General features: G+C 35.1%; 21 protein-coding genes and 3 tRNA genes. 6 read left to right on the forward strand and 18 right to left on the reverse strand.

Features of this window, described 5'->3' with window-relative positions; translation table 11 throughout:
- Nucleotides 1-4: 4 nt before the first annotated feature.
- Nucleotides 5-1,789, reverse strand: a complete 1,785-nt coding sequence (locus tag OPR21_RS07380) for a hypothetical protein (protein ID WP_077188420.1) — start codon at nt 1,787-1,789, stop codon at nt 5-7.
- A gap of 144 nt (nt 1,790-1,933) precedes the next feature.
- Between OPR21_RS07380 and priA the strand changes: the two genes are divergently transcribed.
- Nucleotides 1,934-4,276 (forward strand): replication restart helicase PriA, encoded by a 2,343-nt coding sequence (priA, locus tag OPR21_RS07385; protein WP_265029907.1) that lies wholly within the window; start codon nt 1,934-1,936, stop codon nt 4,274-4,276.
- A 9-nt stretch (nt 4,277-4,285) separates the two neighbouring features.
- Here priA and petA read toward each other — a convergent pair whose 3' ends face one another.
- From petA to OPR21_RS07425, 8 genes are all read right to left on the reverse strand, one after another.
- A complete protein-coding gene (gene petA, locus OPR21_RS07390; protein ID WP_010963095.1) occupies nt 4,286-4,885 on the reverse strand; it encodes a ubiquinol-cytochrome c reductase iron-sulfur subunit in 600 nt (199 codons plus the stop codon).
- Nucleotides 4,886-4,977: 92 nt separating this feature from the next.
- Nucleotides 4,978-7,680 (reverse strand): DNA gyrase subunit A, encoded by a 2,703-nt coding sequence (gene gyrA, locus OPR21_RS07395; RefSeq protein ID WP_006279827.1) that lies wholly within the window; start codon nt 7,678-7,680, stop codon nt 4,978-4,980.
- Between the two features lie 52 nt (nt 7,681-7,732).
- Nucleotides 7,733-7,805: transfer RNA gene (locus OPR21_RS07400), tRNA-Val, on the reverse strand.
- A 224-nt stretch (nt 7,806-8,029) separates the two neighbouring features.
- Nucleotides 8,030-8,986, reverse strand: a complete 957-nt coding sequence (locus OPR21_RS07405) for an IS5 family transposase (RefSeq protein WP_265029893.1) — start codon at nt 8,984-8,986, stop codon at nt 8,030-8,032.
- Complete coding sequence (locus tag OPR21_RS07410; protein ID WP_265029908.1) at nt 8,971-9,165, reverse strand: hypothetical protein; 195 nt, start codon at nt 9,163-9,165, stop codon at nt 8,971-8,973. The genes OPR21_RS07405 and OPR21_RS07410 overlap by 16 nt, the downstream gene beginning before the upstream one ends.
- 579 nt (nt 9,166-9,744) lie before the next feature.
- On the reverse strand, nt 9,745-10,620 hold the full coding sequence (locus OPR21_RS07415) for a tetratricopeptide repeat protein (RefSeq protein WP_265029909.1): 876 nt from the start codon (nt 10,618-10,620) through the stop codon (nt 9,745-9,747).
- A gap of 168 nt (nt 10,621-10,788) precedes the next feature.
- On the reverse strand, nt 10,789-11,178 hold the full coding sequence (locus OPR21_RS07420) for a DUF1284 domain-containing protein (RefSeq protein ID WP_006279825.1): 390 nt from the start codon (nt 11,176-11,178) through the stop codon (nt 10,789-10,791).
- Nucleotides 11,175-11,702: a biotin transporter BioY gene (locus tag OPR21_RS07425; RefSeq protein ID WP_006279824.1), complete on the reverse strand. Its 528-nt coding sequence runs from the start codon at nt 11,700-11,702 to the stop codon at nt 11,175-11,177. Before OPR21_RS07425 ends, OPR21_RS07420 begins: the two co-directional genes overlap by 4 nt.
- A gap of 85 nt (nt 11,703-11,787) precedes the next feature.
- Here OPR21_RS07425 and OPR21_RS07430 point away from each other — a divergent pair, with 85 nt between their 5' ends.
- Both OPR21_RS07430 and dapF read left to right on the forward strand, forming a co-directional pair.
- On the forward strand, nt 11,788-12,375 hold the full coding sequence (locus OPR21_RS07430; protein ID WP_006279823.1) for a nitroreductase family protein: 588 nt from the start codon (nt 11,788-11,790) through the stop codon (nt 12,373-12,375).
- The gene (dapF, locus tag OPR21_RS07435) at nt 12,356-13,144 is read left to right on the forward strand and encodes a diaminopimelate epimerase (RefSeq protein ID WP_006279822.1); all 789 of its coding nucleotides are present in this window, start codon (nt 12,356-12,358) and stop codon (nt 13,142-13,144) included. Before OPR21_RS07430 ends, dapF begins: the two co-directional genes overlap by 20 nt.
- Nucleotides 13,145-13,152: 8 nt before the next feature.
- Here dapF and sucD read toward each other — a convergent pair whose 3' ends face one another.
- From sucD to hemF, 8 genes are all read right to left on the reverse strand, one after another.
- The gene (gene sucD, locus OPR21_RS07440; RefSeq protein ID WP_006279821.1) at nt 13,153-14,028 is read right to left on the reverse strand and encodes a succinate--CoA ligase subunit alpha; all 876 of its coding nucleotides are present in this window, start codon (nt 14,026-14,028) and stop codon (nt 13,153-13,155) included.
- A gap of 3 nt (nt 14,029-14,031) precedes the next feature.
- Nucleotides 14,032-15,183 (reverse strand): ADP-forming succinate--CoA ligase subunit beta, encoded by a 1,152-nt coding sequence (gene sucC, locus OPR21_RS07445; protein WP_006279820.1) that lies wholly within the window; start codon nt 15,181-15,183, stop codon nt 14,032-14,034.
- A gap of 37 nt (nt 15,184-15,220) precedes the next feature.
- The gene (gene rpsU, locus OPR21_RS07450; RefSeq protein WP_006279819.1) at nt 15,221-15,421 is read right to left on the reverse strand and encodes a 30S ribosomal protein S21; all 201 of its coding nucleotides are present in this window, start codon (nt 15,419-15,421) and stop codon (nt 15,221-15,223) included.
- 199 nt (nt 15,422-15,620) lie between these two features.
- Nucleotides 15,621-15,694, reverse strand: a tRNA-Pro gene (locus OPR21_RS07455).
- A 218-nt stretch (nt 15,695-15,912) separates the two neighbouring features.
- A complete protein-coding gene (locus OPR21_RS07460) occupies nt 15,913-16,599 on the reverse strand; it encodes a 16S rRNA (uracil(1498)-N(3))-methyltransferase (protein ID WP_006279818.1) in 687 nt (228 codons plus the stop codon).
- 28 nt (nt 16,600-16,627) lie between these two features.
- Nucleotides 16,628-16,699: transfer RNA gene (locus OPR21_RS07465), tRNA-Glu, on the reverse strand.
- 68 nt (nt 16,700-16,767) lie between these two features.
- Entirely contained in the window at nt 16,768-17,904 is a 1,137-nt protein-coding gene (locus OPR21_RS07470; RefSeq protein ID WP_265029910.1) for an ankyrin repeat domain-containing protein, read from the reverse strand.
- Between the two features lie 81 nt (nt 17,905-17,985).
- The gene (gene hemF, locus OPR21_RS07475) at nt 17,986-18,810 is read right to left on the reverse strand and encodes an oxygen-dependent coproporphyrinogen oxidase (RefSeq protein ID WP_236514518.1); all 825 of its coding nucleotides are present in this window, start codon (nt 18,808-18,810) and stop codon (nt 17,986-17,988) included.
- A 160-nt stretch (nt 18,811-18,970) separates the two neighbouring features.
- On the opposite strand from hemF, the gene OPR21_RS07480 reads away from it, so the two are divergent.
- The 3 genes from OPR21_RS07480 (at nt 18,971) to OPR21_RS07490 (ending at nt 23,232) form a co-directional block, all read left to right on the forward strand.
- A complete protein-coding gene (locus tag OPR21_RS07480) occupies nt 18,971-21,451 on the forward strand; it encodes a response regulator (protein ID WP_265029911.1) in 2,481 nt (826 codons plus the stop codon).
- A gap of 90 nt (nt 21,452-21,541) precedes the next feature.
- On the forward strand, nt 21,542-22,384 hold the full coding sequence (locus OPR21_RS07485) for a ParA family protein (protein ID WP_006280226.1): 843 nt from the start codon (nt 21,542-21,544) through the stop codon (nt 22,382-22,384).
- The gene (locus OPR21_RS07490; protein WP_265029912.1) at nt 22,381-23,232 is read left to right on the forward strand and encodes a ParB/RepB/Spo0J family partition protein; all 852 of its coding nucleotides are present in this window, start codon (nt 22,381-22,383) and stop codon (nt 23,230-23,232) included. Before OPR21_RS07485 ends, OPR21_RS07490 begins: the two co-directional genes overlap by 4 nt.
- A gap of 799 nt (nt 23,233-24,031) precedes the next feature.
- On the opposite strand, the gene OPR21_RS07495 is transcribed toward OPR21_RS07490, so the two are convergent.
- A complete protein-coding gene (locus OPR21_RS07495; protein WP_006279813.1) occupies nt 24,032-24,646 on the reverse strand; it encodes a hypothetical protein in 615 nt (204 codons plus the stop codon).
- Nucleotides 24,647-24,721: the final 75 nt, after the last annotated feature.

A 24,721-nucleotide genomic window follows, 5' to 3' on the forward strand; every position in this document is an offset into this window, starting at 1 on the left:
TACATCACATTAACTCATCACTTTTATAGAACATCTCATTAAAATCATTTAGAGTTCCAAAATCCTGACCCTTGATAAACAGGTGATCATTAGCAACATGTGCTTCATCAAGAGTAAACAGCTCGTAATGATGATTGTGAGCGGGCCTAACAATTTCATTATATAAAACCATTACTTGTTCGTAGTTATATCCATCGCCAGCATGATATTTACCACGTACGGTATCATAAAAATTCTTTACATCATCATATGTCACTTGCAGCTCCACCTTATACTTTCCCACTTCAAGAGGACTTCCTGTCTTTATTTTTAAGGGATGTTGTGAATTTGCAACACTGTTAGAAGTTTCTGCTTCAATATCAGAATTTTTATCCATATTTTCTATCACACTTGCCATAACAGTTTCTTGTTCATCTTCTGTTGGTTTTGTTTGTTTTTCAGTCTTATTACTGCTACTGTCAGTTTCCACAGTTACTTTTTTTACTTCTATATCTTTTTGAGCTTTCTCATTACTTTGCTTGTGTATTTCATCTCCATGCAATTTTTTCTGCAGAGCTTTTTTCGTATCAGCATAATCATCACGATTGCTTTGCAAAGCTGGTTTATAACTGCTGCTATCATCCGCTTGCATTTGATCTATATAGTTAGATTCTTCTTCCTGTATAGTATTTTTTGCGTTATCCTCACCAACCGTTCCTTTCTCCCCAGACTTGGCTTCACTCTCTACCACAACTTCTTCGTCTACTTGCTCATCATCAATTGTAAATTCAGTACCTATCTGATTGCTATCTTCCTCCAATTCATTAGATAATTTTTCAGATAGCTGGTCACCACTCAAATATGGTTCCTTTGAATATTTAGCATAATTATGGGGATCGGTTCTGTTTTCTGAATAAAACCCACTTTCAAAGTCTGAGTAGGAGCTTTGATTGAGCACAAAAAATAAGTTTTCATAATTAACCAGCATATCACTATCAGGGCTAACAAAATTTAAATATTCATCGCCTTCCCATTCTGGGTGGTGTCTATACTCTGCTATGTAGTATTTACTAGAGTCGAGAGGTATCTTGTCACCTTCTTCCCCATCAAGTTGTAAAACTACTGCTGAATGCCCATTACCTAAATCATTACCTTTTACCACTTTGAATATTTTAATCTCATCCTTTTCTACAAGTTCTTTTAACTCCTCGTTCTTTTCATTTAACTCTTCCTCCCTTTGTCTTTCTGCTTCTCTTTCTCTTGCCAATCTTTCTGCTTCTTCATCAGCTTTCTTCTGCAGTTGTGAGAATACATTTTGTAATATATCTTGTGTGGTTAAACTATTTGTGTTGCTTAAAAAATTATCTAACACATTTGATGCAATTGGTGACAATTCACCGTGATCATCAAATACTTTTTCCTTTGCTTTATCATAGTGATTTGGGTTATAGATTGCATACAGAGGATAAAAACCATAATCTGCAATTGACGCTCCGTCAGGTGATAGTTCCATTGAGAATCCATAGTAATTAAGTGGAAGATTGGAGGTTAAATATTTACCGTTATCATCCCTAACGTGTAGCTCACTTCTACCATTGTGCTCACTATATTTGTTGTAGTAGATATAAAAATTCTCATGGTTAAGATTGAAGTGATCATCTAGATTATCGAATTGAATTGTACTGCCAAGCTTCTCCCGCAAAAGATTTTTGCTTTCATCTGTAAGCTTTATATGTGCAGAAAAGTAGTATCGATCTATAGGTTCGCCTTTTTCTATTTCAAAGTTCAAAGTAATCTTGTCGTTGACCATTGGTAGCCTCCACAAATTCTATAAATCATTTTATTTATCAATCATACGGTCTGTACTATGAAAAATGTGTTAAACATTAAGATTTTCTCTGTACCGATTCATCTATATTGCCAAGCTTAATAAAGTTACAAGCTCTTTAAAACAATGTTAAACTCAATCACTATGGCAAAAACAGTTGACGTATTACTACCACTTCCAATTGATCAGTTATTTTCATATGCAATTGAGGAAAGTACTGAGATTTTACTTGGAGATTACGTAGTAGTGCCATTTGGCAAAAAACGCTTAATCGGAATAGTTTGGAAATACAGTGATAAAAGTAACCGAGAATTAAAATTTATTGAGCAAAAAATCGATTTACCAAATATTAGACCAAAATTGATTGCATTTGCAGAGTGGGTTGCGCAATACAACTTAATACCTATTGGTATGCTTGCCAAAGTGATAATGGGAGGAGTGTTAAAAGTAAATCACATAGATAAATTGGTTTGTGTTGAACAAAAGCAGGAAACAAGTGAAATAAGCTGCAAATTGAGTCCTGAACAGCAGGTAGCTAGTGATAAAATAATCAGCAATTTGAACGAATATTCAGTGACTTTGCTTGACGGTGAGACCGGGTCTGGAAAAACCGAAGTTTATCTCTCTGTGATTGCACAATTGATTAAGAATTACACTGCCGTTCCAAATGCTGCTCAGACTTTACCATCCCAGTGCCCAGAGACACAACTGTACGAACATTGTGATTTGGGTCTACCAAGAGGGTGTTATCCGAGTAGCCTGACACTGGGATCCAGTTTTTCATATAACCTCATTACAAATGTTTATTTTAACTTAAAACCAATACCTAATTTACAATCAAAATTCCTGGATTCCAGTGTCAAGCACTGGAATGACACCTTTATACTCAAGGCAAAACCCACTGTAACATTTAGCATACCGTCTTTGCCACGTACTAGTATGACACCAGAATATGTTGAAATGACATCAGGAGAAGGTAATGCGCAAGTGCTAATCCTCTTGCCTGAAATTGTTTTAACTTCACAATTGGTAAACCGTATTCATGGTCAGATATCAAAAAACTTAGTTGAATGGCACTCAGAGCTCACTCCAAAAACTCGCCGGAATAATTGGCTCAGCATAGCGAATGGAAATGCGCAGATAATTATTGGTGCACGGTCAGCGCTTTTTTTGCCTTATAAAAACCTAAAATTGATTATCGTTGATGAAGAGCACGACTCATCTTTTAAACAAGAACAGGGAATTATATATAATGCTCGAGATATGGCGATAATCTTAGCCAAATTTGAAAATATTCCGATTATTTTATCATCAGCTACTCCACTGCTTGAAACGATTCATCATGTTAAAAACGGGAATTACAATCATGTAAAGCTAACTAAACGATTTGGTGGTGCAGAATTGCCACTCATTAAAGTAGTAGATATGAGGAACAACAAGCAATGGATCTCCTCTGAGCTTTTTGAAAGCATCAAACAAACCATAGAGAAAAAACAGCAGGTTATGCTTTTTCTAAACCGCAGAGGGTATGCACAACTGGCAATTTGTAAAAAGTGTGGATATAAAATTTCCTGCTTAAATTGTGCTGTTTGGCTTACATATCACAAGAAAAAAAATGCTCTTTTGTGCCATCATTGCCCTTATCAATTAAAACTTCCAGAGAAATGCTCTAATTGCCAAAGTGAACAGCCATTGTCCCTCTACGGCATAGGAATTGAAAGGTTGCTTGAAGAAATGGTGAAATTAATACCAAACGCAAAAACTGCGATGATAAGCAGCGATCAGAAGTCGGTTAGTAACGTAATTGACTTGATATTGAAAGAAGAGGTGAACATTATAATCGGCACACAAATAATTGCTAAAGGGCACAATTTTCCCAAATTAACTTTGGTTGGAGTAATGAATGCAGATTTGAGTCTCGAAAATTCTGATTTGAGAGCAGCGGAAAAGACGTATCAATTATTGCACCAAGTTGCAGGCAGATCAGGAAGGTTTAATGAAAAAGGAATGGTAATAGTGCAAACCAATAATCCTGAAAGTTCAATAATAAAAGCATTGCTGCATCAAAAAAGAGACTCATTTTATGAAATCGAACTTAAGTCAAGACGCGAAGCCAAAATGCCACCATTTAGCAGATTAATAGCGCTTATAATCTGTGGTAAGAATCAGATTGCAACACAAAAAGCAGCGAATGAAATAGTAAAATCTCTTCTTTGTCATCCAAGTAGCTTAACTACTTGTATCCAGGAAAAAAATGTAGGTGTAGACAAAAAGGAATTTGAAATTCTTGGCCCATCACCAGCAGCGATAAATTTTTTAAATAATAAGTATCGGTATAGGGTATTATTAAAAATACACAATAAACACAGTTTATCTATACAAAAAAAGCTGAAATATTGGATTAAAAATTGTAACTTGAATTCGAGTATTGCAGTAATAATAGATGTTGATCCTGTGAGTTTTTTTTAACGAGTTCCGTTAAGCCTTCTTGCCAATTACCACAACATTCTCACTGGGAAAAAAATAATCAGGTACAGCCATATTTTTCGGTGCAGGACCCCCAATTACTCGACCTGATGTATCATAATATGAACCGTGGCAAGGACAGAACCAACCATTACCATCTCTTGTAGCGTGGTCAACCGGTACACACCCAAGATGTGTACATATTCCAAGCATAATTAACCATTCGTCTTTTCCTTCGTATACTCTCTGCTCATCTAATTGAGGATCCCTCAAGCTCTTCACATTCACAGCTCTTGCAGCCTCAATTTCTTGCTTTGTGCGTCTACGAATGAATACTGGTTTACCTTGCCACTTTACTTTTACTCCGTGTCCTTCCTGAATTCCAGACAAATTCACCTCCACTGTGGAAGTTGCTAGAACTTCAGCAGAAGGATTCATAGATTTAACCAGTGGCCAAAGTCCACTTGCAGCTCCTATACCTGCCATAGCGCATGTAGTTAATGTTATAAAATCTCTCCTACTCTTATTTTTAGTAAGATCTTTAACAGGAGGTGTTTTTTTATCCTCTTTGTCTGCCAGTGGTTTTTTATTTTTAGTTAATTTTTTGTCCATTGATCTTTACTTAGCCATAAGTATATATTTTAATTTAAATACTGCGTATTAATCAACAAAAACTTGCGCTTTTTGTTTAACCTATACTACGGTTAAGAAGCGATAGAGTTTTCAACTTCAAAAATACTATCTTCAGTGGAATCAGGATCTTCAATTTTCGCTACTGACACCACTTTTTCTCTACTTTCTGTTTTAAACAGAGTGACTCCTTGAGTGCTGCGTCCTGCAATTCTAATCTCATTGACCGAAATGCGAATTAACTTTCCTTTATCTGTAATAAGCATTATATTATCACCCTGCTCAACTGGAAAACTAGCAACAACATTACCGTTTCTGCTAGTAGTAAGAATATTGGTGATACCAACACCACCCCTGTTAGTTACTCTATACTCATACGCAGAAGTTCTTTTACCAAAGCCATTTTCAGTAATAGTTAATATAAACTCCTCATTCACTGCAAGTTTTAAGAATAATTCGTTATCTATTCCTAAATCATTCAAAGTCTTTTCCAATTTAGAATCAATGGAGTTATTAATTGCAGTCCCCAGTCTTTTTGCAAGTGGAACTTTTAAGTAAAGTTCTTTTGTTTCTGTTGCTACACCTATCCCATTTAATATGGTCATGGATATCACGCTGTCATTCTTTACAAGTTTGATACCTCTTACGCCATCTGAATTGCGACTCTTAAATTGACGCACATCACTTACAACAAATCTGATACTTTTTCCAAGCGTTGTTGAAAGTAAAACATGGTCAATTTCATTACATACCTTAACCGATACTAATTTGTCTCCTTCATCGAGCTTTATTGCTATTTTTCCATTGCTTGGAATATAGTGAAAGTCCGCTAAAGAGTTACGCCTTATGTTTCCATAGGCAGTAGCAAAAACTATGTTTTGATTTTCGTCATTTTCACTTGGCAATGGCATGATATTAGTTATAGTTTCACTATCGCTAAGCGGAAATATGTTAACAAGCGCTCTTCCACGTGCAGTTGGTTCTGCAAGAGGCAACTTATAAACCTTTAATCTATAGACTCGGCCAATATTAGAAAAGAATAAGAGGCTAGTGTGAGTATTTGTCACAAATAATTCTGTAATTACATCTTCTTCTTTTAATCCCTGTCCTAGCTTTCCTTTTCCACCACGACGCTGAGTTCTGTAGTGAGAAAGTTTCACACGCTTGATATAACCATTCATAGTTACGGTTATCACCATATCCTCTTGTGGAATTAGATCTTCAGCTTCAATGTCCGCGTCTGACTCCTCTATTGAAGTTTTTCGCGGCACAGCAAATCTGTTCTTTATTTCTTGTAGATTGTTTTTTATTTCTTTCATCAACTTCTCTCCTGAGCCAAGAAAAGCGATATATTCTTTTATCAGGTTGATCATTGAACTTAGCTCAGCTTCTAATTTGTCTTTTTCAAGGCCTGTTAAACGCTGCAGTTTCATATCAAGGATAGCCTTAATCTGTAGCTCAGTTAATCTATACACTCCATCTTTCAAAAAGCTTGAGCTATCTGAAATCAACTCGATAATAGTGTTGATTTCATTCGAAGTTTTCCATTCTTTATTTAAAAGTTCTCTACTTGCTTCCGCAGGATCTTTTGCACCGCGGATGATTTTTATCACTTCATCTATGCTGAGGACCGCAATGTAGAGCCCTATATATATATGAGCTTTTTCTCTCGTTTTTCTTAGACGAAATTCTGTTCTCCTGATTAACACTTCTTTTCTAAAGTCAACAAAAGCAGCTATGATTTCTTTTAACGACATCAAAGCAGGCCTGTTGTTATTGAGCACTAAAGTGTTAACACTAAAACTACTTCTTAGTGGAGTTAGCCCCAATACTTGATTAAGTATAAAACTTGCTTCAGCATTTCTTCTGAGGTCAATTACTACTCTAATACCAGACTTATCGGACTCATCCCTAATTTCTGTTATACCATCAATTCTTTTTTCTTTTACAAGCTCACCTATCTTCTCAATTAATTTTACTTTATTTACCTGGTAAGGTATTTCATCAATCACTATTGCTTGCCTATCTTGTGGCAGATCTTCTATATGAGTCTTGCCTTGCACAACAATTGATCCACGACCAGTTGCAAATGCTGATCTTATTCCAGACCTTCCAAGAATTGTTCCCCCAGTTGGAAAATCCGGCCCTGGCATCACTTCAAGTAACTCATCCAAAGTAACTTCAGGATTATCTACATATAACATACAAGCATCTATTATTTCTCCAAGGTTGTGAGAAGGAATATTGGTTGCCATACCAACTGCAACACCACTTGCACCGTTTACCAATAGATTCGGAAACTCTGCAGGCAGCACAACTGGTTCTGTTTCATTTCCATCGTAGTTTGGCCTAAAATTAACTGTATCTTCATCAATATCATTCAGTAAAAAGTGCGACACTTTTTGAAGTCTTGCTTCTGTGTATCGCATTGAAGCTGGTGGATCTCCATCTATCGAACCAAAGTTACCTTGCCCATCAATAAGTGGTAAAAGAAGAGAAAAATCTTGAGCCATCCTGACCAAGGAATCGTAAATAGCTGCATCACCATGTGGGTGATATTTCCCCATTACGTCCCCAACTATACGAGCCGCTTTTTTATATGGCTTACCGGCATCGAATCCAGCTCTTGACATTGCATATAATATGCGCCTGTGAACAGGTTTAAATCCATCCCGCACGTCAGGTATAGCCCGGCTTATGATAACGCTCATTGCGTAGGAGAGATAAGAATCTTCCAGCTCTTTTACTATTGAGATTGGTACTATATTATCCTGCATTTTTTATACTTTAATTGAAGTAATTAATAATACTAACATTCAGTTAAGCAAATGGGCAATGACAGACTTGAACTGCCGACCTCCTCGGTGTAAACGAGATGCTCTACCAGCTGAGCTAATTGCCCCTTTAGATTTAATTCTATAGCTCAATATTATTATTGTAAACAAAAATAGCAATAAATTGTATCCGTTCAGCAGAGTGGCAAAATAGGTAGACAAGGTGATCTAAAAAGATAATCATAGAGTAAATGTGAGGTAAGTCCTTACAATAAATGGTGTCGTCCAAGTAGCCGACACTGGGATGGCTTTGTTGCATCGCTCTTCGGATAGTAGGTAACGTACAATAAATTCATGAAGCTATCTCAAACTTAGCCATGCCTATTTCAGTAAATTTGTTAAGCAAATAACACTTGAGTAGCAGTTCCTTCTCACGATTAATTTCAGATTTGCTCCTAAAACTAAACCCAAATGTCTTTTTTAATCGCGAGAAAAAACCTTCTATATAAGATCTTTTTCCATAACTCATCTCTTTTTTCCACTTCTTTATACCATCTTCATCATATGACTTTATGAGCTTGACTGCAGAATTTCTCTCAGCCATATAGTCTAACTTTGGATGCTCTGCTGCGTTGTTTTTCGGAGGAATTTTCGTTTTTATACCATATTGATTACACAGCTTATAGAGCTTTTCTCTGTCATATGCCCTATCTGCATATAGTACTTTTATGACATACTGAAAATCGACTTCTTTTAGCAAATCACAAGCTCCATAGTGATCAGAGTAGACACCGTTACTGTATTTTACAGCTATGGCTTTTTTGCTGTTTGTATTCAACATTACATGCAATTTTCTTGTCTGTTCATAGCTGCGATACTTTCTATCTTCGCTATTTTCTTTGCTATGACCAGGAGTGTTGTTGTATATACTAATTCCTGTACTGTCTATAGCAATTTCGATATCTTCCATATTATTTTTATCAATTCTGCAATCATTGATCTTAATATTGAGTTTCTTAAACCTTCTTGATGATTGTGAATAGCTGATAACTTGCAAATTTTTCCCAATTTGCTCAAGGTATCCTGCTATAAACCCAACTGTTTGCCTCAGGCCTATTCTAAATAAACAAGTTATTATGTGCACCAAAATTACAACTTTATCGCTATAAATATTGTTGCCACCTGGTATTTTTGGACCATTCTCGTACCACTTTTCTATGGCTTCGTTGATATAATGAAAAATATTTCCTCTTTTTTCTAGAAATTTGTTATATTCGCTATGGTTACTGACCCTCATTTTTTGTGGCATATTTTTTCTTCAACAGTTAAATCGCTATTTATAATGAATTTTGTCAGTAACTGCCAGTTCTTTTCACTTGAGCGATGCAACAAAGCCCACTGGGATCCAGAAAAAAGAATGGTGTCATTCCAGTGCTTGACACTGGAATCCAGCTTTTTCATAATCATTAAAACGTTGTATTTTAACATAAAACAGCTATTTTTATGCTCGCCAACTTAATAAAATTCCTGGATCCCAGTGGGCTTTGTTGCATCGCTACTTATGAAAGGCTAACTATAATTAGGATTATAAGCAACTTATTGAAAATCTTGTTTTTTTGCAATCAATCTGATCAAATTTAAGAATAGTAATTTGTTATTTATATTAATAAATTTAATTCTATTGAAAATAGCTAAAGCATTGAAATTCTTGAATTTTAGCCGGATTAGTGAGTGGTAGTGAAATTTCTTTTACTCAAATTTAGGTATTCACTGACCGTTCTTGTTGTAAATACCAGAATAATAAGCTACTGATATTCTCCACCTTTTTTATCTTTAATCCATCATAGCTAGCGATGCAACAAAGCCATCCCAGTGTCAAGCACTGGGATGACACCCTCCTAATAGGCCAAAATCACAATGTTCGTACAGTTATGCATTTGTTGTGTAAATTACCTTTGCAAACAAATGTTCGTACAGCTGTGTTTCACACACTTTGCTTCAATATTTGCACATTAGCCACTCCCTTGAACAGATACGATAAATTAGATTTAGGTGAGCTATAAGCTTTTATGAAATCTTTGAGTGCGTGCTGTGAAGTTTTATAAATTTTAGTCTTGCTGTCACTTTGTATAAAGGTATTTTTTCACTCACATCTTTCGAAGTTGTAGCCATGTTCAACAATTTTAAGTAGAATATTGTAGCATTTTGAAAATCTGAAAGTTTATCTAGAATAACAGCTAAATTATAAGTATAAAAAATATTGTTTTCATCGAGGGAAATAGCAGTTATCATATACTCTTTACCTTTTACATAATCCTCCTTTTTCATATAGATCATACCTAAATTTGCTAATAAAGGAGCATAATTTTTATGTATATCATACAATTTTAACATTTCACTCAACGCCAGATCAGGATCATATTGTGAGATTATCGTCAGAAAATTTTTTAATATGTAAGGGTTACTAGGGTGTTCTTTTAACAGTCTTGTGTAAATCTCTACAGCTTTTTTGTATTCTTTATTAGCGTAATAAATATTTCCCAATCCAATTAAAGCATTTTTATGATAAGGAAACTTTGCGATAATCTGATTAAGGAGAGAAATAGCTGCTTCATTATCTCCTGATTCAAAGGAATCTTTTGCTTTTTTTAAAGTAGAGTATATGTCAAAACTCTTGCCAGAATTCTGCGAAATTTTGATATTAAATTTGTCACTTTTTCTCTCAATAACATCAAGATCTTTATATTTTTTATCAGCTTTTATATGCTTGACAACACTATCGAAGGCCTTTTGTATCTCCAAATTTTCACTAGCATAGGTAACAGAAGACCTCCATAAAATCACAACGCAAATTAACATGCAGATAAACATAGGTCCTAGTGTTGTGGCATTGGCTGCAGCGTGTAACCAGTAAACCTTATTTCTTTGAGCTATGCGTAACACATTACAAATTCATAAATGCTAAATTACCTATCTCATACAATAATAAAGATATTATTAATTAGCGGGACGAACATGCTGTGTAGCTTTTCAGAATGCATTTATCTTTTGTCTTCCATATTTCGCTTTATTTCCACAAAAATGCTTCAATTTATCTTAACATTTTGTCAACTACCTTTGTAGATTTAAAAGGGCATTTTTACATATTCCATATGGCTGCCAGTTGCACCCCTCACATGCGTACTCGAATTTCTTTAAAGACATTTTCTCCCTAATCTTTTTTACTGCCTCATTCCAAGTTAAAGTCTCGCCAATTTTAATTCCTAAAATTTCCATATGCCTTCTATCTAGCTCTAAAACTTTAGCTTGTGTGGTGCATTTACCTTGTTTAGTCTGATTTGGACAAGCACTACAGATATTATCAAGGTTACCAACTACTTCGATTTGAGTACTAATTACTTTGCTTGCTATCCTTTTATAATTTTCTACAAAACCCTGAGAATACCCATATCCCCGAAACGCGAGGGTGCACATGAAATGATGAGGGCGGAATTTTATCATTTTTTCAAATATTGCAAAGCTGCTACAAGTAGAAAAATTTTTACCAAACCAGGAAGGATAAATGGTAAAACACCCACCATTATTGCTTGTCCCAGACCCAAGTAAACAGCAAGCCAACTAACACCACAAATAAAGATTACAACTGTACCAGCCAGACAACTTAAAGAATTACACACAAATGATTTATATTTAGAGTTCAGTAATTCATTTACTTTGCTCATTACCATAACAGCAGCTAAACAGCCAATTAAATATCCACCGGTTGGTCCAAGAAGAGCGTGATAACCACCAGAAAAATTCGCAAGAACAGGCAATCCTGCTGCACCAAGTGATAGATATGTAAGCACAGAATAGAATGCTGTTCTGCGGTTAAATTTAAGCCCAATAAGCATTACTCCTAAAGTTTGCAATGTGATAGGCACAGGCTGCAATGGTATACTTATTTGAGCCATCAAGAATAAAAGTAAAACGCAAGACAATATTTCAGCCAGTGTTGATCTGCTGCTAGATTGTGTTATAAACATACCTTCCCAATAAAAATAACTTATTAAATGTAATATATGTGTATGAGAGGTTTTGCAATTTAAATTTTGCTTATATTGTGCTACAATGAATTATTTATGCACTATTAAATTAAAAATGATGAGTAAACAAGATCTATTATCGTTGATGAAAGCAAGACACAGCGGACGTTCATACGATCCTACAAGAGCAATATCTCAGGAAGACATGGATATTTTAATGGAAGCTGTAAGGCTGACTCCCTCATGTTTTGGTGATGAACCCTGGAGATACGTAATATGCAACAAACAGAACAATCAAAGCGCATGGGAAAAGCTGCTAAATTGCCTTGATGAATCTAATCAAAAATGGGCAAAAGATGCACAAGTGTTAATCATATCTTTAAGTGCTAAAAACTTCCGTAAACAAGGTAAAGGAGAAAATCTTTGGGCTAATCATGATACTGGTGCAGCAAATTATGGACTTATGTTACAAGCTGCAGTTATGAACTTAATGGCCCATCAAATGGGTGGATTTGATAGAGATAAAATAGTGAAAGAGTTCAATATACCCAATGACTTTAACGTAATGTCAGTGATAGCGGTTGGTTACGAAGAAGAGGGTGCTGAAACAAGTAAGAAGAAAAGAAGACCAATAGAAGAAATATTTTTTTATGATGAGTGGCCAAAATTCTGAAAATTTTATCAAAATGCACGGCACTGGTAACAATTTCGTTATCATAGACTCACGTTCAACAAACAATTTAGACTGGAACCATAGACAAATTGCTGATCAAAGCAGTTGTGATCAAGTGATAATTATAACAATGTCTAATGCTGCAGACTGTTTTATGCATATCTATAATGCTGATGGAAGTCGAGCTGAAATGTGCGGAAACGCAGCACGCTGTGTTGGATATTTGATAATGTCAGAAAAAGGTGCTGAATACTCCATTATTGAGCTAACAAGCAAACGCATTTTAGAGTGTTTTAAAGTGGGTGATAAATCCATAAAGGTTAACATGGGTAAACCTTTGCTAAAATGGCATGAAATTCCCTTGTCTACTGAGTGTGACACTCTTCACTTACCTATAGAGCTTGAAATGCTAAAAGATCCTGTTGCAGTAAATATTGGCAATCCTCACATAGTTTTTTTTGTTGATAACATAAGTGAAATACCATTGCGAAATTTAGGACCAAAGCTAGAAAATCACGCATTATTTCCTCGGAAAATTAATGTTAGTATTGCACAAGTTGAAAAGTCTGGAGAAATAGCTTTAAGAGTTTGGGAAAGAGGTACAGGCATTACTGCATCATGCGGTAGTGCAGCCTGTGCAGCACTTGTTGCATCCACACTACGTGGATATCTGGTTGCCCAACAGACTTCAGTAAATTTACCAGGAGGCAAGTTATTAATCGAATGGGCAAATAACGTATTCATGACCGGTGATATAGGGTTTTTGTGATCCTAATTCTAGTGATGCATTACTTCCAATACCTTCTTACCAATTACTGCAGGGGTTTCAGCAATTGCAATTCCAGCGCTCCGCATAACTTCTAGTTTTGCACCAGCACTTCCACCGCTGGAAGAGATGATTGCTCCAGCGTGTCCCATACGTCTTCCTGGAGGTGCCGTTTGGCCTGCTACAAAACCAACGATTGGCTTTTTAGTTTTTTCTGTTTTTACAAAATGTGATACATCTTCTTCTTCGTTTCCACCTATTTCACCAATAACTACAATACCATGAGTATCGTCATCTTTTAAAAAGAGCTCCATACAGTCAACAAATGTCATACCATGAACTGGATCTCCCCCAATTCCGATACATGTGGATTGACCAAGACCAACAGCGGTTGTTTGTGCTACTGCCTCGTAAGTTAAAGTTCCGGAGCGAGACATAATTCCTATGTGTCCACGCTTATGGATATGGCCAGGCATAATTCCTATTTTGCATTCTTCAGGTGTAATAATTCCCGGGCAGTTGGGACCAATCAATCGACTTTTTGAGCCGATAAGCGCACGCTTAACTTTCACCATATCAAGTATAGGAATGCCCTCTGTAATACAAATTATCAATTCTATTTTTGCATCTATTGCTTCAAGTATTGCAGCAGCAGCAAATTTAGCAGGTACATATATAACTGTAGCATTTGCACCGGTTTTTTCTTTGGCTTCTGCTACAGTATTAAAAACCGGTAAATTAAGGTGAGTGCTACCACCCTTTCCAGGAGTTACACCTCCCACCATTTTCGTTCCGTAATCAATTGCTTGCTCTGAATGAAATGTGCCTTGTGCACCAGTAAAACCCTGGCATATTAATCTTGTATCTTTGTTTACTAAAACGGACATGCTTTATTTTACCTCTTTTACTATCTTTTGCGCAGCTTCATCTAGCTCATCTGCAGCAATAATATTTAATCCTGACTCTTCTAAAATTTTTTTTCCTTCTTCAAAATTAGTACCTGATAATCTAACCACTAGAGGAACTTTAATGCTCATTTCTTTTGCAGCCGCAACAATTCCACTTGCGATAATATCGCAACGCATTATACCACCAAATATGTTAACCAGAATTCCTTTTACGTTGCTATCAGACAATATGATTTTAAATGCTTCAGTTACAGTTTCTTTACTCGCTCCACCACCAACATCCAAAAAGTTAGCAGGCTCTGCTCCGTAGTATTTTATTATATCCATTGTTGCCATAGCAAGACCTGCACCATTTACCATGCAACCAATACTGCCATCCATTTTGATGTAACTGAGCCCATACTTTGAAGCCTCTATCTCTTCTTTCACTTCCTCATCATAATCACGAAGTTCCATAATTTCTGGGTGACGATATAAAGCATTATCATCGAAATTAATTTTTGCATCGAGCGCAATAAAATCTCCAGAATTTGTTTCAACCAGTGGATTAATTTCAATTTGGCTCGCATCAGTTGCAATAAACGCATCATATATTTTTTTTGCAATGTTCGATATCTTTTCTATTTGTTCTGGACTCAAATGAAAACTGCTGCTTAACTTGCTGCTATCAAAACTTGTAGCAGGATCAATATCAAATTTCACAATTTTTGCAGGAGAATTTTTTGCCACTTCTTCGATGTCCATTCCACCTTCTGAGGAAAATATGAATATCGGCCTACTGAGCTTCGGGTCGATTACCAGGCTTAAATAATACTCTTTCTTAATGCTTGAGCCTTCTTCAACGTACACTTTTCTTACTTGCTGCCCGCTTGGCCCTGTTTGATGAGTAACTAAAGTCATACCAATCATGTCCTTTACAAACTGCTGAGCTTCTTCAACTGACTTTGCTAGCTTTACGCCACCGGCTTTACCCCTACCACCTGCATGAATTTGAGCTTTAACTACAAACACGTCAGATTTTAATTGACTTACTTGAGTCTTTACTTCTTCTGCAGATGTAGCAACAAAACCTTTTGGCACTGGGACATTAAATTTATGCAAAACTTCTTTCGCTTGATATTCGTGAATATTCATAAAATAACCAATGATAAACTATTAACTTGAGTACAAACTACCAACCATAACGTTGCCTTCTGCACTCTTGTTGGTACCTCTTTTTTTTAGCTTCAGCTTTCTTTTTAGCTCTTTTTTCTGATTTTTTTTCATGATATTGTTTTTTCATTTTCAACCCTCTTCCTTCCTTTTGAATTGTTTTTTTCAATACTGGAAGAGCTCTGTCTACATCACCATAATGGACTGATACTTCTATCAAACTCTATACCTCCTTCGGTAATCATTTCAAAATCTATTTATAAATTAGAAAATTAACATTGTCAATTATTTTATAAACTTGAGCGTTAAAATGTAATATGCCATAATTTACATGGTAAATAATGTCATTCCAGTGTCAGCTACTTGCTTACTGATGGAGATTGCTCTTATGTTACAGCGTTCTTACAATTATACTAACATCGGGGCGGAGAGATTTGAACTCCCGACCCTTTGGTCCCAAACCAAATGCGCTACCAGGCTGCGCTACGCCCCGACTTCTTTACTCAGAGTATCAATAACTCAGGCAAAATGCAAGATTCATTTGTTTACTTTAGAAAAAATATAATATGAGATTTAATATTATCTTAGAATATGTTTTTTATTAGCTCCTCTTTAACAACAGACTGCTTCGTAGAAAGTCTACAGGGTTTTTGTGCGCGCAACACTGAACCAGATTTCTTTATGACCCAAACCTTAGCCATATTTAAAAATCTAGCTACACCAATTGGTGAAAGTGAGTGCAGCAACTACAGCAGTATCGACCCTTAAAATTCTTTTTCCTAGACTCAATTTTTGACAAAACTTATCGGCAAGATCAAGTTCATAAGATGAAAAACCACCTTCAGGACCAACAATAATAGCAACATTTTTTTTGCCTTTCAGCACTTTATCAGCTTTACCTGTTTCATCACACAAAACAAAATTTTTACTTTGGGAATCAGGTAACTCACAAAAGTTAATAGGAGGCAAAATCTCTGGTATACTTATCCTACCTGATTGTTCCGCTGCTTCGATTGCTTGTAATTTTGCTCTACTTAGGTTAATATTTTTTACCACTGTACGTTCTGTTGAAATAAATTGAATGCAGATTACTCCCATTTCAGTTGCCTGTCTTACTATGTTGTTCAAAGCAGCACTTTTTACCATGGCACAATACAGGTATAAATTTTCCTCATATTGCTGTTGTTTAGTGCATTCTTTGGGTGTAACTTCTGTCAATTTACGCGATATATTAACTACTTCTCCTAACCATTCTCCATCTTTTCCATTAAAAAGAGAGAGATTATCATACTTCTTAAGCCGCATTACATTGCAAATATAGTGACTTTGTTGTGGATTAAGTGCTAAACTCACGCCTTGTGATAAAGCTTCTTCAACATAGAGCCTAATTTTTCCCATTCAAAACTTTAATTATATTCTACTTGAGTGACTCTTACGGGATTTGAACCCGTGTTACCACCGTGAAAGGGTGGTGTCCTAACCACTAGACGAAAGAGTCAACTTGAATCTAACTAGGTTATATCGATTACATATATAAAGTCAATTCAATTATTTTGAATCACATAGTTAGAGGGATATATCAGTAATCTTATATCGACAGCCTCCTATTACTCCATGCTCAATACTCACTGAACCTATCTCAGATTTAGGAGCTAATTCTAATTGTTGTTCAACTTTTGTATCGGAATCATAGCCAGAATCGTAGCCAGAATCTCTACGCTCATATTTCTGCCTTATTTCTTCTACACTAAAGCCAGCCTTGGTCTTAATTTTTTGATCATTAGTCTGTTGCTGACTTATCGACTTATTAGCACTTAGCTCATTTAGCTTCACTTGCCAATCATTCACTTTATCTTGCACTAACCCATGGCAAGTTCCAGAATTAGCTTTTATGTCTTTTGCTTTTCTTTCTGCTCTTTTCTTGGACAAATCTACCCTAGCATAAATAGGTTCTGACGACTGTTCTGGCTCTTTCTGTTTTAGGCTAGTAGGCTTTTTTTGTTCTGAAAGATCATCTATAGTGCAATAAATAGGTTCTTCTGATATACTCAAATAACCACTATCTTCCAATGATAAATTTTCAGTGGATTTTTTATGTGAATCATATATTTCAGCATAAATAGATTCTTCTGATACACTCAAATAACCATTCTCCCCTAATGAGTTACTAACCTTAGTGTCATACACCTCAGCGTAAATGGGCTCTTTTGAAGGCAAAGCATCATAGCTAGTATTCTTTGACTTATACTCAAAAGTTCTAGAAGGTTTTTGTTGTATAGCTTCAATATTCAAATCATCTGTAGAATAATACTCTGCGCCTTTTCCTAGTAAAAAGGAAACTGTGGGGTGAAGAATTATCTCTGCTGGTAAGTTTTTCTCACTATCCAATTTTAGATTTTTTGATTCTGCTAAACTCTCAATAACACGAATTATAACATTCTTTCCATTCTCATCTATTGAGTGGATATCAGCTCCACGATTAATCAGCAATTCCATTATTTTGTGATCTGTAGCATGTCCTAAAGCCTGATTTAAAGCTTGATTATTATTTATATCAAATGATCCTGTATTCTTGAGAGACATAGTCTTTGAAAAGAATTTTCTAAAACTATTTAATGCATCATAGAGAATTAGAGTCAGTTTAACACCTTTTATGTCATTGTTTTTGACAGATTTAATTAAAAAATTATCTATTATGCCCATGATTATACCCCCTATATAAAAGCTCACTACCATGGTACAATTTTAAACTATGATGATTTATTTTCTACTAATAGCAGCTCTCTATAACCACTTAACAAGTGGTGGCATTGACATCATAATTGCATCTGGATTGCCGTCAGTCATTAAACCAAACCTTGTGCCACGATCGTATAACAGATTGAATTCTACATATCTGCCACGTTTTATTAATTGATTTTCTCGTTGTTCTTTTGTCCAAGATTTTTGCATATGTTTACGTATGACGTGCGAATAAATTTCCAAAAAGGCTTCACCTACTGCTTTTGTGAACTCAAAATCGTTTTCCCAGTTGCCAGAACTCAGATTATCATAGAAAATGCCACCAATGCCACGCGGCTCTTTTCTGTGTTGTAAGAAAAAATAATTGTCACATTGCTCTTTAAATTTTGGATAATATCCGGTGTCAAATCTATCACATGTCATTTTGATTGATTCATGGATATACTTGCAATCTTCTTCATTTTTATATATTGGCGTAAAATCCATTCCTCCACCAAACCATTGTTTTGAAGTATATATCAGCCTTGTGTTCATATGTGCTGCAGGGATAAGGGGCGATTGCATATGAGACACTAAAGATATACCGCTTGCCCAAAACTCTCCGTTACTTTCACTTGCACCAGGAATTTCATTAATGGCTGAATCTGCAAATTTTCCGTGTACTTTTGAAACGTTTACTCCAACTTTTTCAAAAACATTACCAAAAATAATTGTAGATTCACCACCTCCACCACCTGGGCGATCCCACTTTCTCTTTTCGATCTTTGGCTCTGCGGATGATTGTTTTTCAATTAATAAGAAAGATTCTATGATCTTATCTCTTAGTGCACAGAACCATTTAAATGCTTGTGTTTTTTGTTTTTCCATAATATCCTCTTGCTAGCTTATTAACATTGTTATATCTGATATTTAAGGAACTTAATTAGATTTGGATGATAATTATCTATCAAAGACGTTAATAAATCTATAATAATTAAATCAATATAATAGAACATTTTCGTATGTACAACAATGCCAAGTAACAATAATGAATAAAAGATACATAGATAACAAAAAAGAGAACAGGGTTGACTTCATACTAAGAAATTATGGAATGTCAATTGTTGTGATGGCAGTTATTATGCTCTTACCTCCAGTAGCAATATCGATACTCTACTTTTTTGATATATATAGTCAGCATATTAATATAGAGATTAATTTATTAGTTAGCATTCTAACAACTCTCTTTATGATGTATAATGTAAAACGCTACAGATACCTACTTAATACTATAGAATTTCAAAATGCAATATTTGCAAATGCACTAAATCATAATACAGAATTTTGCCTTATTTTACATAAGGATGAAGGTATTATTTATGCTGATGCAAGGTTCTACGAAAGGTTTAAAGATCATATAGATGATGACATTACGTTAGCCAAGATTCTTGAAATAGGAGATGTTTCAGAAGCAGACAAAAAAGTACTCTATCATGCACTAAAAAATAACTCTTCTGTACAGGTATGCATTTCCTTAAACAAGAAGAATAGAGTATCTAACTTTCTTTTGCTCTTTGAGCCGATACCAGATAATCCCCAAATTGCTATAAATAGTAATAAGATTTTAAATTTATCATTAGTGCCAATAGCAAGGCCAGATGGGTATTTTGTATTAAAAGCAACACAGATAAACAAGGAGCAGATATATGAAGAGTTAATAGAAAAACACAGCATAGGAACTTACATTGCAAATGCCAAAGGGGTGATTTTATCTGTAAATAAAAGATTTTTAGACATATTTGAACTAAAAAAACTGGAAAAAGGTAGCTCAATCAGTGATTTTATATCTCAATCTAAATATAACAATACAATAACCGATAATGAAATTTTGTTTTTTACTATAAGTGGTATTCCATTCAAGGCTTATATGAGCACTGCTATATTTTGTGATAAATACAACCATAGCTATATATATGGCTTTATAACACCAACCGAATCAAATCTTGTTGATTATCAATTACACCCTTGTTTTGCAAATTCATCAATTGCTATTGCACAATGTGACATAAACGGCAACTTTGTAAAGAAAAATACGGCACTAATAAAGCTTGCAGGGTCAGATAATAATTCAATCTTTACATTGATATTGGATAGTTATCATGTAAAAATACGTGAATATTTTTCGAGTAATAGAATAAATAATGCGTCCTTTGATGTACAGCTCAACGGCGGTAATAACATAAAAATATATTTCAATAAGTTTCTTCATAATAAAATGATCTTCATACTTTGTTATTTTATTGACAATACTGAACACAAAAACCTAGAGATAAAGCTTGAGCATTATCAAAAGATGCAAGCTATAGGGCAGTTAGCAGGTGGTATTGCGCATGATTTCAACAATATATTGACTGGGATAATAGGATTTTGCGATTTGCTTTTACTCCAGCATTCAGCTGGTGATCCATCTTTTGGAGATATAATACAGATACAGCAAAATGCAAAGCGTGGATCAAATTTAGTAAGACAATTGCTTGCTTTCTCAAGAAGACAGACCTTGCAGCCAAAAATTATTGATGTAAATAATACTATAGCTAATCTTTATGAAATGATAAAAAGATTAATAGGTGAAAATATAAAATTTAATATTTATTATGGTAGAGACTTGGGTGCTGTTAGGGCTGATCAAGGGCAATTAGAGCAAGTTATACTTAACTTAGCAGTCAATGCTAGTGCTGCTATGGAAAAGGGCGGAGAATTAACTATACGAACCTTTAATCAAAAGATTGACTCATTAAATTCTACACCTCAGGATATGTTTTCTCCAGACAAGGAAGCGATTGAACATGGAAATTATGTTGTGATTGAAGTAATTGATACTGGATGTGGAATGACGAGTGATACAACTGAAAAGATCTTTGATCCATTTTTTTCTACTAAAGATATTGCTTCCGGTACAGGTCTTGGCCTCTCTACTGTATATGGCATTATTAAACAAACTGAAGGATACATCTATGTTGCTAGCAAAGTAAATCATGGAACTAAATTTAGCATATTTTTGCCCATGGTTTACATATCAGATGAAAATGATAGAGAGGAAGATAGTGAAGAAACAGAAAAACCGGTAGTAAGTGAAATTAAAGGTAATGGTATAATTTTATTAATCGAAGATGAAGATTCAGTAAGGGAATTCATCTCTAAAGCACTCAAAAGAAAAGGATTTGATGTAATAGAAGCAAGCATAGGCAGCGAGGCGCTAGAAATAATCAGTAAAAAAAGTCAACATATAGATCTTATAATCACTGATGTAATCATGCCAGAGGTGAGCGGCCCAGAAATAGTTAAAGAAGCATTGATCCATAGGCCAAGTATCAACGTTATTTTTATTTCTGGGTATGCAGAAGATGCTTTTTTAAAGAGTGATGACATCAATATAGAAGATTTTCACTTTTTGCCAAAACCATTCACTCTGAATGAATTAGGAAACAAGGTTCAAAGTGTGTTACACAAAGCAAAAAAGACAGTCTAATTTTAGTGTGATTAGCAACAAAAAAATTTTCTAATGCAAAAGTTTCTTGCATATATACAATAGAATTATTTTATACATAAGATAAAAGGCGTGAGCAAGATTATTGCAATAGTAAATCAAAAGGGTGGAGTTGGCAAAACCACAACTAGTATAAATTTGTCGACAGCCTTTGCTGCTGTGGGAAAAAGCACTTTATTGGTAGATCTTGATCCTCAAGGAAATGCTAGCACCGGACTCGGGATTTCTTATCGTAGTAGGGAAGAAAAAAACATATACAAAATACTACTAAGCAGCGAAAATAAATTGATAGAATCGGCAATTTTCAATATAAAGGAAATTCCGAATTTATCGCTAATTTCGTCAGTAGTTGATTTGTCAGCTGCAGAAATTGAATTATCGCAACTTGAGCGAGGAAAATTCGTACTAAAAAGCGCATTGGAGAAGATACGCGATAATTATGAGTATATAATCATCGATTGCCCTCCATCACTTGGGCTTCTGACCATAAATGCTTTGACTGCTGCTAATTCTATTATTGTTCCTCTTCAGTGTGAATTTTTTGCTCTGGAAGGATTAAGCCATTTAGTTAAAACTGTGGAGCTAATAAAAAGGAATAACCTAAACCCTTTTTTGGCAATAGAAGGGATAGTGTTAACAATGTATGACAGGCGCAACAAACTCAGTGAACAGATTAAAAACGATATTTGCCAGTATTTAAATGATAAAGTATACAAAACTATCATCCCATTGTATGAGACTGTTATTCCACGTAACGTACGGTTATCAGAAGCGCCTTCTCATGGAAAACCCGCTATTGTGTATGATCTTAAGTGTCCTGGTGCACAAGCATATATAAGTTTGGCAAGGGAAATTTTAAAAAAGCACGCGAGCAGTTGTAAGGAGAAGAAGCTAGTAAGCGAGGGCGTAGTATGAAGGATGATAGACGCCTCGGCAGAGGTCTTGCCGGTCTCATAGGCGATAATTATGATAATAAAGAAGATCGACAAGAGTATTTGCCTATTTCATTACTGCACCCAAGCAAATTTCAACCGAGGAAACATTTTGACGAGGAATCATTAAGAGAGCTTGCAAATTCGATAAAGAAAAGTGGCATTATACAGCCTATCGTGGTACGCAAAGATTCAAATGATGATGGTTACGAAATAATAGCTGGGGAACGTCGTTGGCGAGCAAGCAAGATTGCAAATCTTGATAGTGCACCGGTTATCATAAAAGATCTGAGCGACAAGGAATGCTTGGAAGTATCCATTATTGAAAATATACAAAGGCAAGATATTAATCCAATAGAAGAAGGTGAAGCTTACAGAAAACTGATAGATGAGTTCTTCTATACACATGAGGAATTAGCTTCAGCTATAGGCAAAAGCCGCAGCCACATAACCAATATGATTCGGATGTTGTCACTTCCCTATAGTGTAAAAATGATGATCAATGAAAAAAAATTGTCTATGGGCCATGCAAGAGCGTTGATTAATGTTGAAAATGCGGAAGATATTGCAGAAAAAATAGTTTCTCAGGGCTTAAGTGTTAGACAAACTGAAAAATTGATAAAAGACTTACACCAAAATAATAATCAAAAAGAACAGAAATATACTAGAAATCAAGATATGACGGTAATAGAAGGCGCTATATCTTCTCAACTTGGTTTAAAGATCAAAATTAATGACAACAATTCTAAGGGTAAAGTTATGATACGGTATAATAATCCAAATGAATTGGATCTAATATTGAAAGTTTTGAATAGGAAACTTGAGGCATAGCTAGTAGCTGCCAGTAAAGCAACAAACCAATATCAACTGTTGGTGTCATGAAAGTAGCTGACACTGGAATCCAGGAATTTTATTAAGTTGGTAAGCATAAAAGTATAACTTCTACGTCATACCGCCGCGGTATCCGCTAACAAGCAGCGGGATGACGATTGTCAGGGTAGCTGTCATCCCAGTGCCCTGACTACTTGGATCCAGGAAAAAGAATGGTGTCATCCCAGTGCGTGACACCCTAGTAGAAATCGTTTTTGTAATTGCAACATTCGTGCAATCTTTAGCCATAAATATTAAGAAATTTACCAAATGAAAAAAAAGGCAAAAGAAGCCCTGGGGTTATTATCCGCTTTAAAATATTGGCGTTTTTTATGTTTTAAACGCTTGACAAGCGAAATTCAGCTGCTTTTAATTGCAACTAACTTACGCTGCAAATGTTTAAGAAATTTACCAAGCAGAAAAAAAGACAAAGAATCCCCGAGTTAGCTAGTCTTTTACTATCTCTGTCGAGTATTGGCATTTTTTGATGTCTTGTAACGCTTTATAAGCGCGTTCAGCTTATTTAGATAAAAATCTAGATGTAGATGAAGTTTTGTAAAGACATACAGTATCTATATACTGCAAAAAATTGAACATAAGACGCCGATACATTAAGTAATCCTTACCTTTTAATCTGCAGATTGGCGAAAGCAAATACAATAGCTTCACTATCATGATAAGGGCGCTGGCGAAGGGTGTCAAGTAAGTTTTTTCGTTTCATCCGATGCGTTGCCAAAAGCTATGCAAAAAGTCCAATGAGTTAACTCCCATATATCCTGAGTAATTCTTGTGCATTAGCTTTGATTAGGATAGGGCATTTTCTATCATTTAATAGGGAACGCAATATTTCAGTTGCACCCTTAACGTCGTTATTGTGTATCTTTACTATAGCGATGGCTTCTTGGCTTGAATAAGGGTATACTGTGCTTGATTCTAAATTATCAATTTTGTCTTTATTTATTTTTTCACCGTTGGAGTGAAGTAAGCTCATTACTTCTAAATATTGTGCTAACTCACGCAAAACACCAGGAGCATCTTTATCATCTGCCAAATCATTATAAATAGATGCTGTGTCTGTTGGCATTGAATCTGAGATATGATTGAATGCGCGTTCAAAATTTGCTAAATACTCCCAATTTGAATCTATTTCTTCTAGCAGCGGCTTATTATCTTTTTTTAAGAATAATACTTCGTAAAACTTGTCACCTGCAGTTATAGATTGTTTTGTGTTATCAATGTTGCGCAATAAGTATAATGTGATGCCAACTAACATTGGCGCGAGTGCAAGCAGAAAGATGTATTTTTTCATGGTAATATTCCAAATAGTTATATATTTATACATTAATGCTTTTGATTTGCAAAAACATATTGACATAGTGATTATATCACATAATAATATTCTTAAAGTTGTTTGAATAGTTGGAGATTAAAATATTTCTAAAGTAGAAAT

This window comes from Wolbachia endosymbiont (group A) of Philonthus cognatus, assembly GCF_947251755.1.
Taxonomy (GTDB): Bacteria; Pseudomonadota; Alphaproteobacteria; order Rickettsiales; family Anaplasmataceae; genus Wolbachia; species Wolbachia pipientis.

Coding starts and splice junctions, on each gene's coding strand:
- OPR21_RS07430 (WP_006279823.1), top strand. CDS start 11,788: ATGAATTATTTATGCACTATTAAATTAAAAATGATGAGTAAACAAGAT.
- OPR21_RS07405 (WP_265029893.1), bottom strand. CDS start 8,986: ATGCCACAAAAAATGAGGGTCAGTAACCATAGCGAATATAACAAATTT.
- petA (WP_010963095.1), bottom strand. CDS start 4,885: ATGGACAAAAAATTAACTAAAAATAAAAAACCACTGGCAGACAAAGAG.
- OPR21_RS07410 (WP_265029908.1), bottom strand. CDS start 9,165: ATGTTAAAATACAACGTTTTAATGATTATGAAAAAGCTGGATTCCAGT.
- OPR21_RS07380 (WP_077188420.1), bottom strand. CDS start 1,789: ATGGTCAACGACAAGATTACTTTGAACTTTGAAATAGAAAAAGGCGAA.
- gyrA (WP_006279827.1), bottom strand. CDS start 7,680: ATGCAGGATAATATAGTACCAATCTCAATAGTAAAAGAGCTGGAAGAT.
- OPR21_RS07420 (WP_006279825.1), bottom strand. CDS start 11,178: ATGATAAAATTCCGCCCTCATCATTTCATGTGCACCCTCGCGTTTCGG.
- sucD (WP_006279821.1), bottom strand. CDS start 14,028: ATGTCCGTTTTAGTAAACAAAGATACAAGATTAATATGCCAGGGTTTT.
- OPR21_RS07425 (WP_006279824.1), bottom strand. CDS start 11,702: ATGTTTATAACACAATCTAGCAGCAGATCAACACTGGCTGAAATATTG.
- OPR21_RS07490 (WP_265029912.1), top strand. CDS start 22,381: ATGAAGGATGATAGACGCCTCGGCAGAGGTCTTGCCGGTCTCATAGGC.
- sucC (WP_006279820.1), bottom strand. CDS start 15,183: ATGAATATTCACGAATATCAAGCGAAAGAAGTTTTGCATAAATTTAAT.
- dapF (WP_006279822.1), top strand. CDS start 12,356: ATGAGTGGCCAAAATTCTGAAAATTTTATCAAAATGCACGGCACTGGT.
- OPR21_RS07480 (WP_265029911.1), top strand. CDS start 18,971: ATGAATAAAAGATACATAGATAACAAAAAAGAGAACAGGGTTGACTTC.
- OPR21_RS07470 (WP_265029910.1), bottom strand. CDS start 17,904: ATGGGCATAATAGATAATTTTTTAATTAAATCTGTCAAAAACAATGAC.
- priA (WP_265029907.1), top strand. CDS start 1,934: ATGTTAAACTCAATCACTATGGCAAAAACAGTTGACGTATTACTACCA.
- hemF (WP_236514518.1), bottom strand. CDS start 18,810: ATGGAAAAACAAAAAACACAAGCATTTAAATGGTTCTGTGCACTAAGA.
- OPR21_RS07495 (WP_006279813.1), bottom strand. CDS start 24,646: ATGTCAATATGTTTTTGCAAATCAAAAGCATTAATGTATAAATATATA.
- OPR21_RS07460 (WP_006279818.1), bottom strand. CDS start 16,599: ATGGGAAAAATTAGGCTCTATGTTGAAGAAGCTTTATCACAAGGCGTG.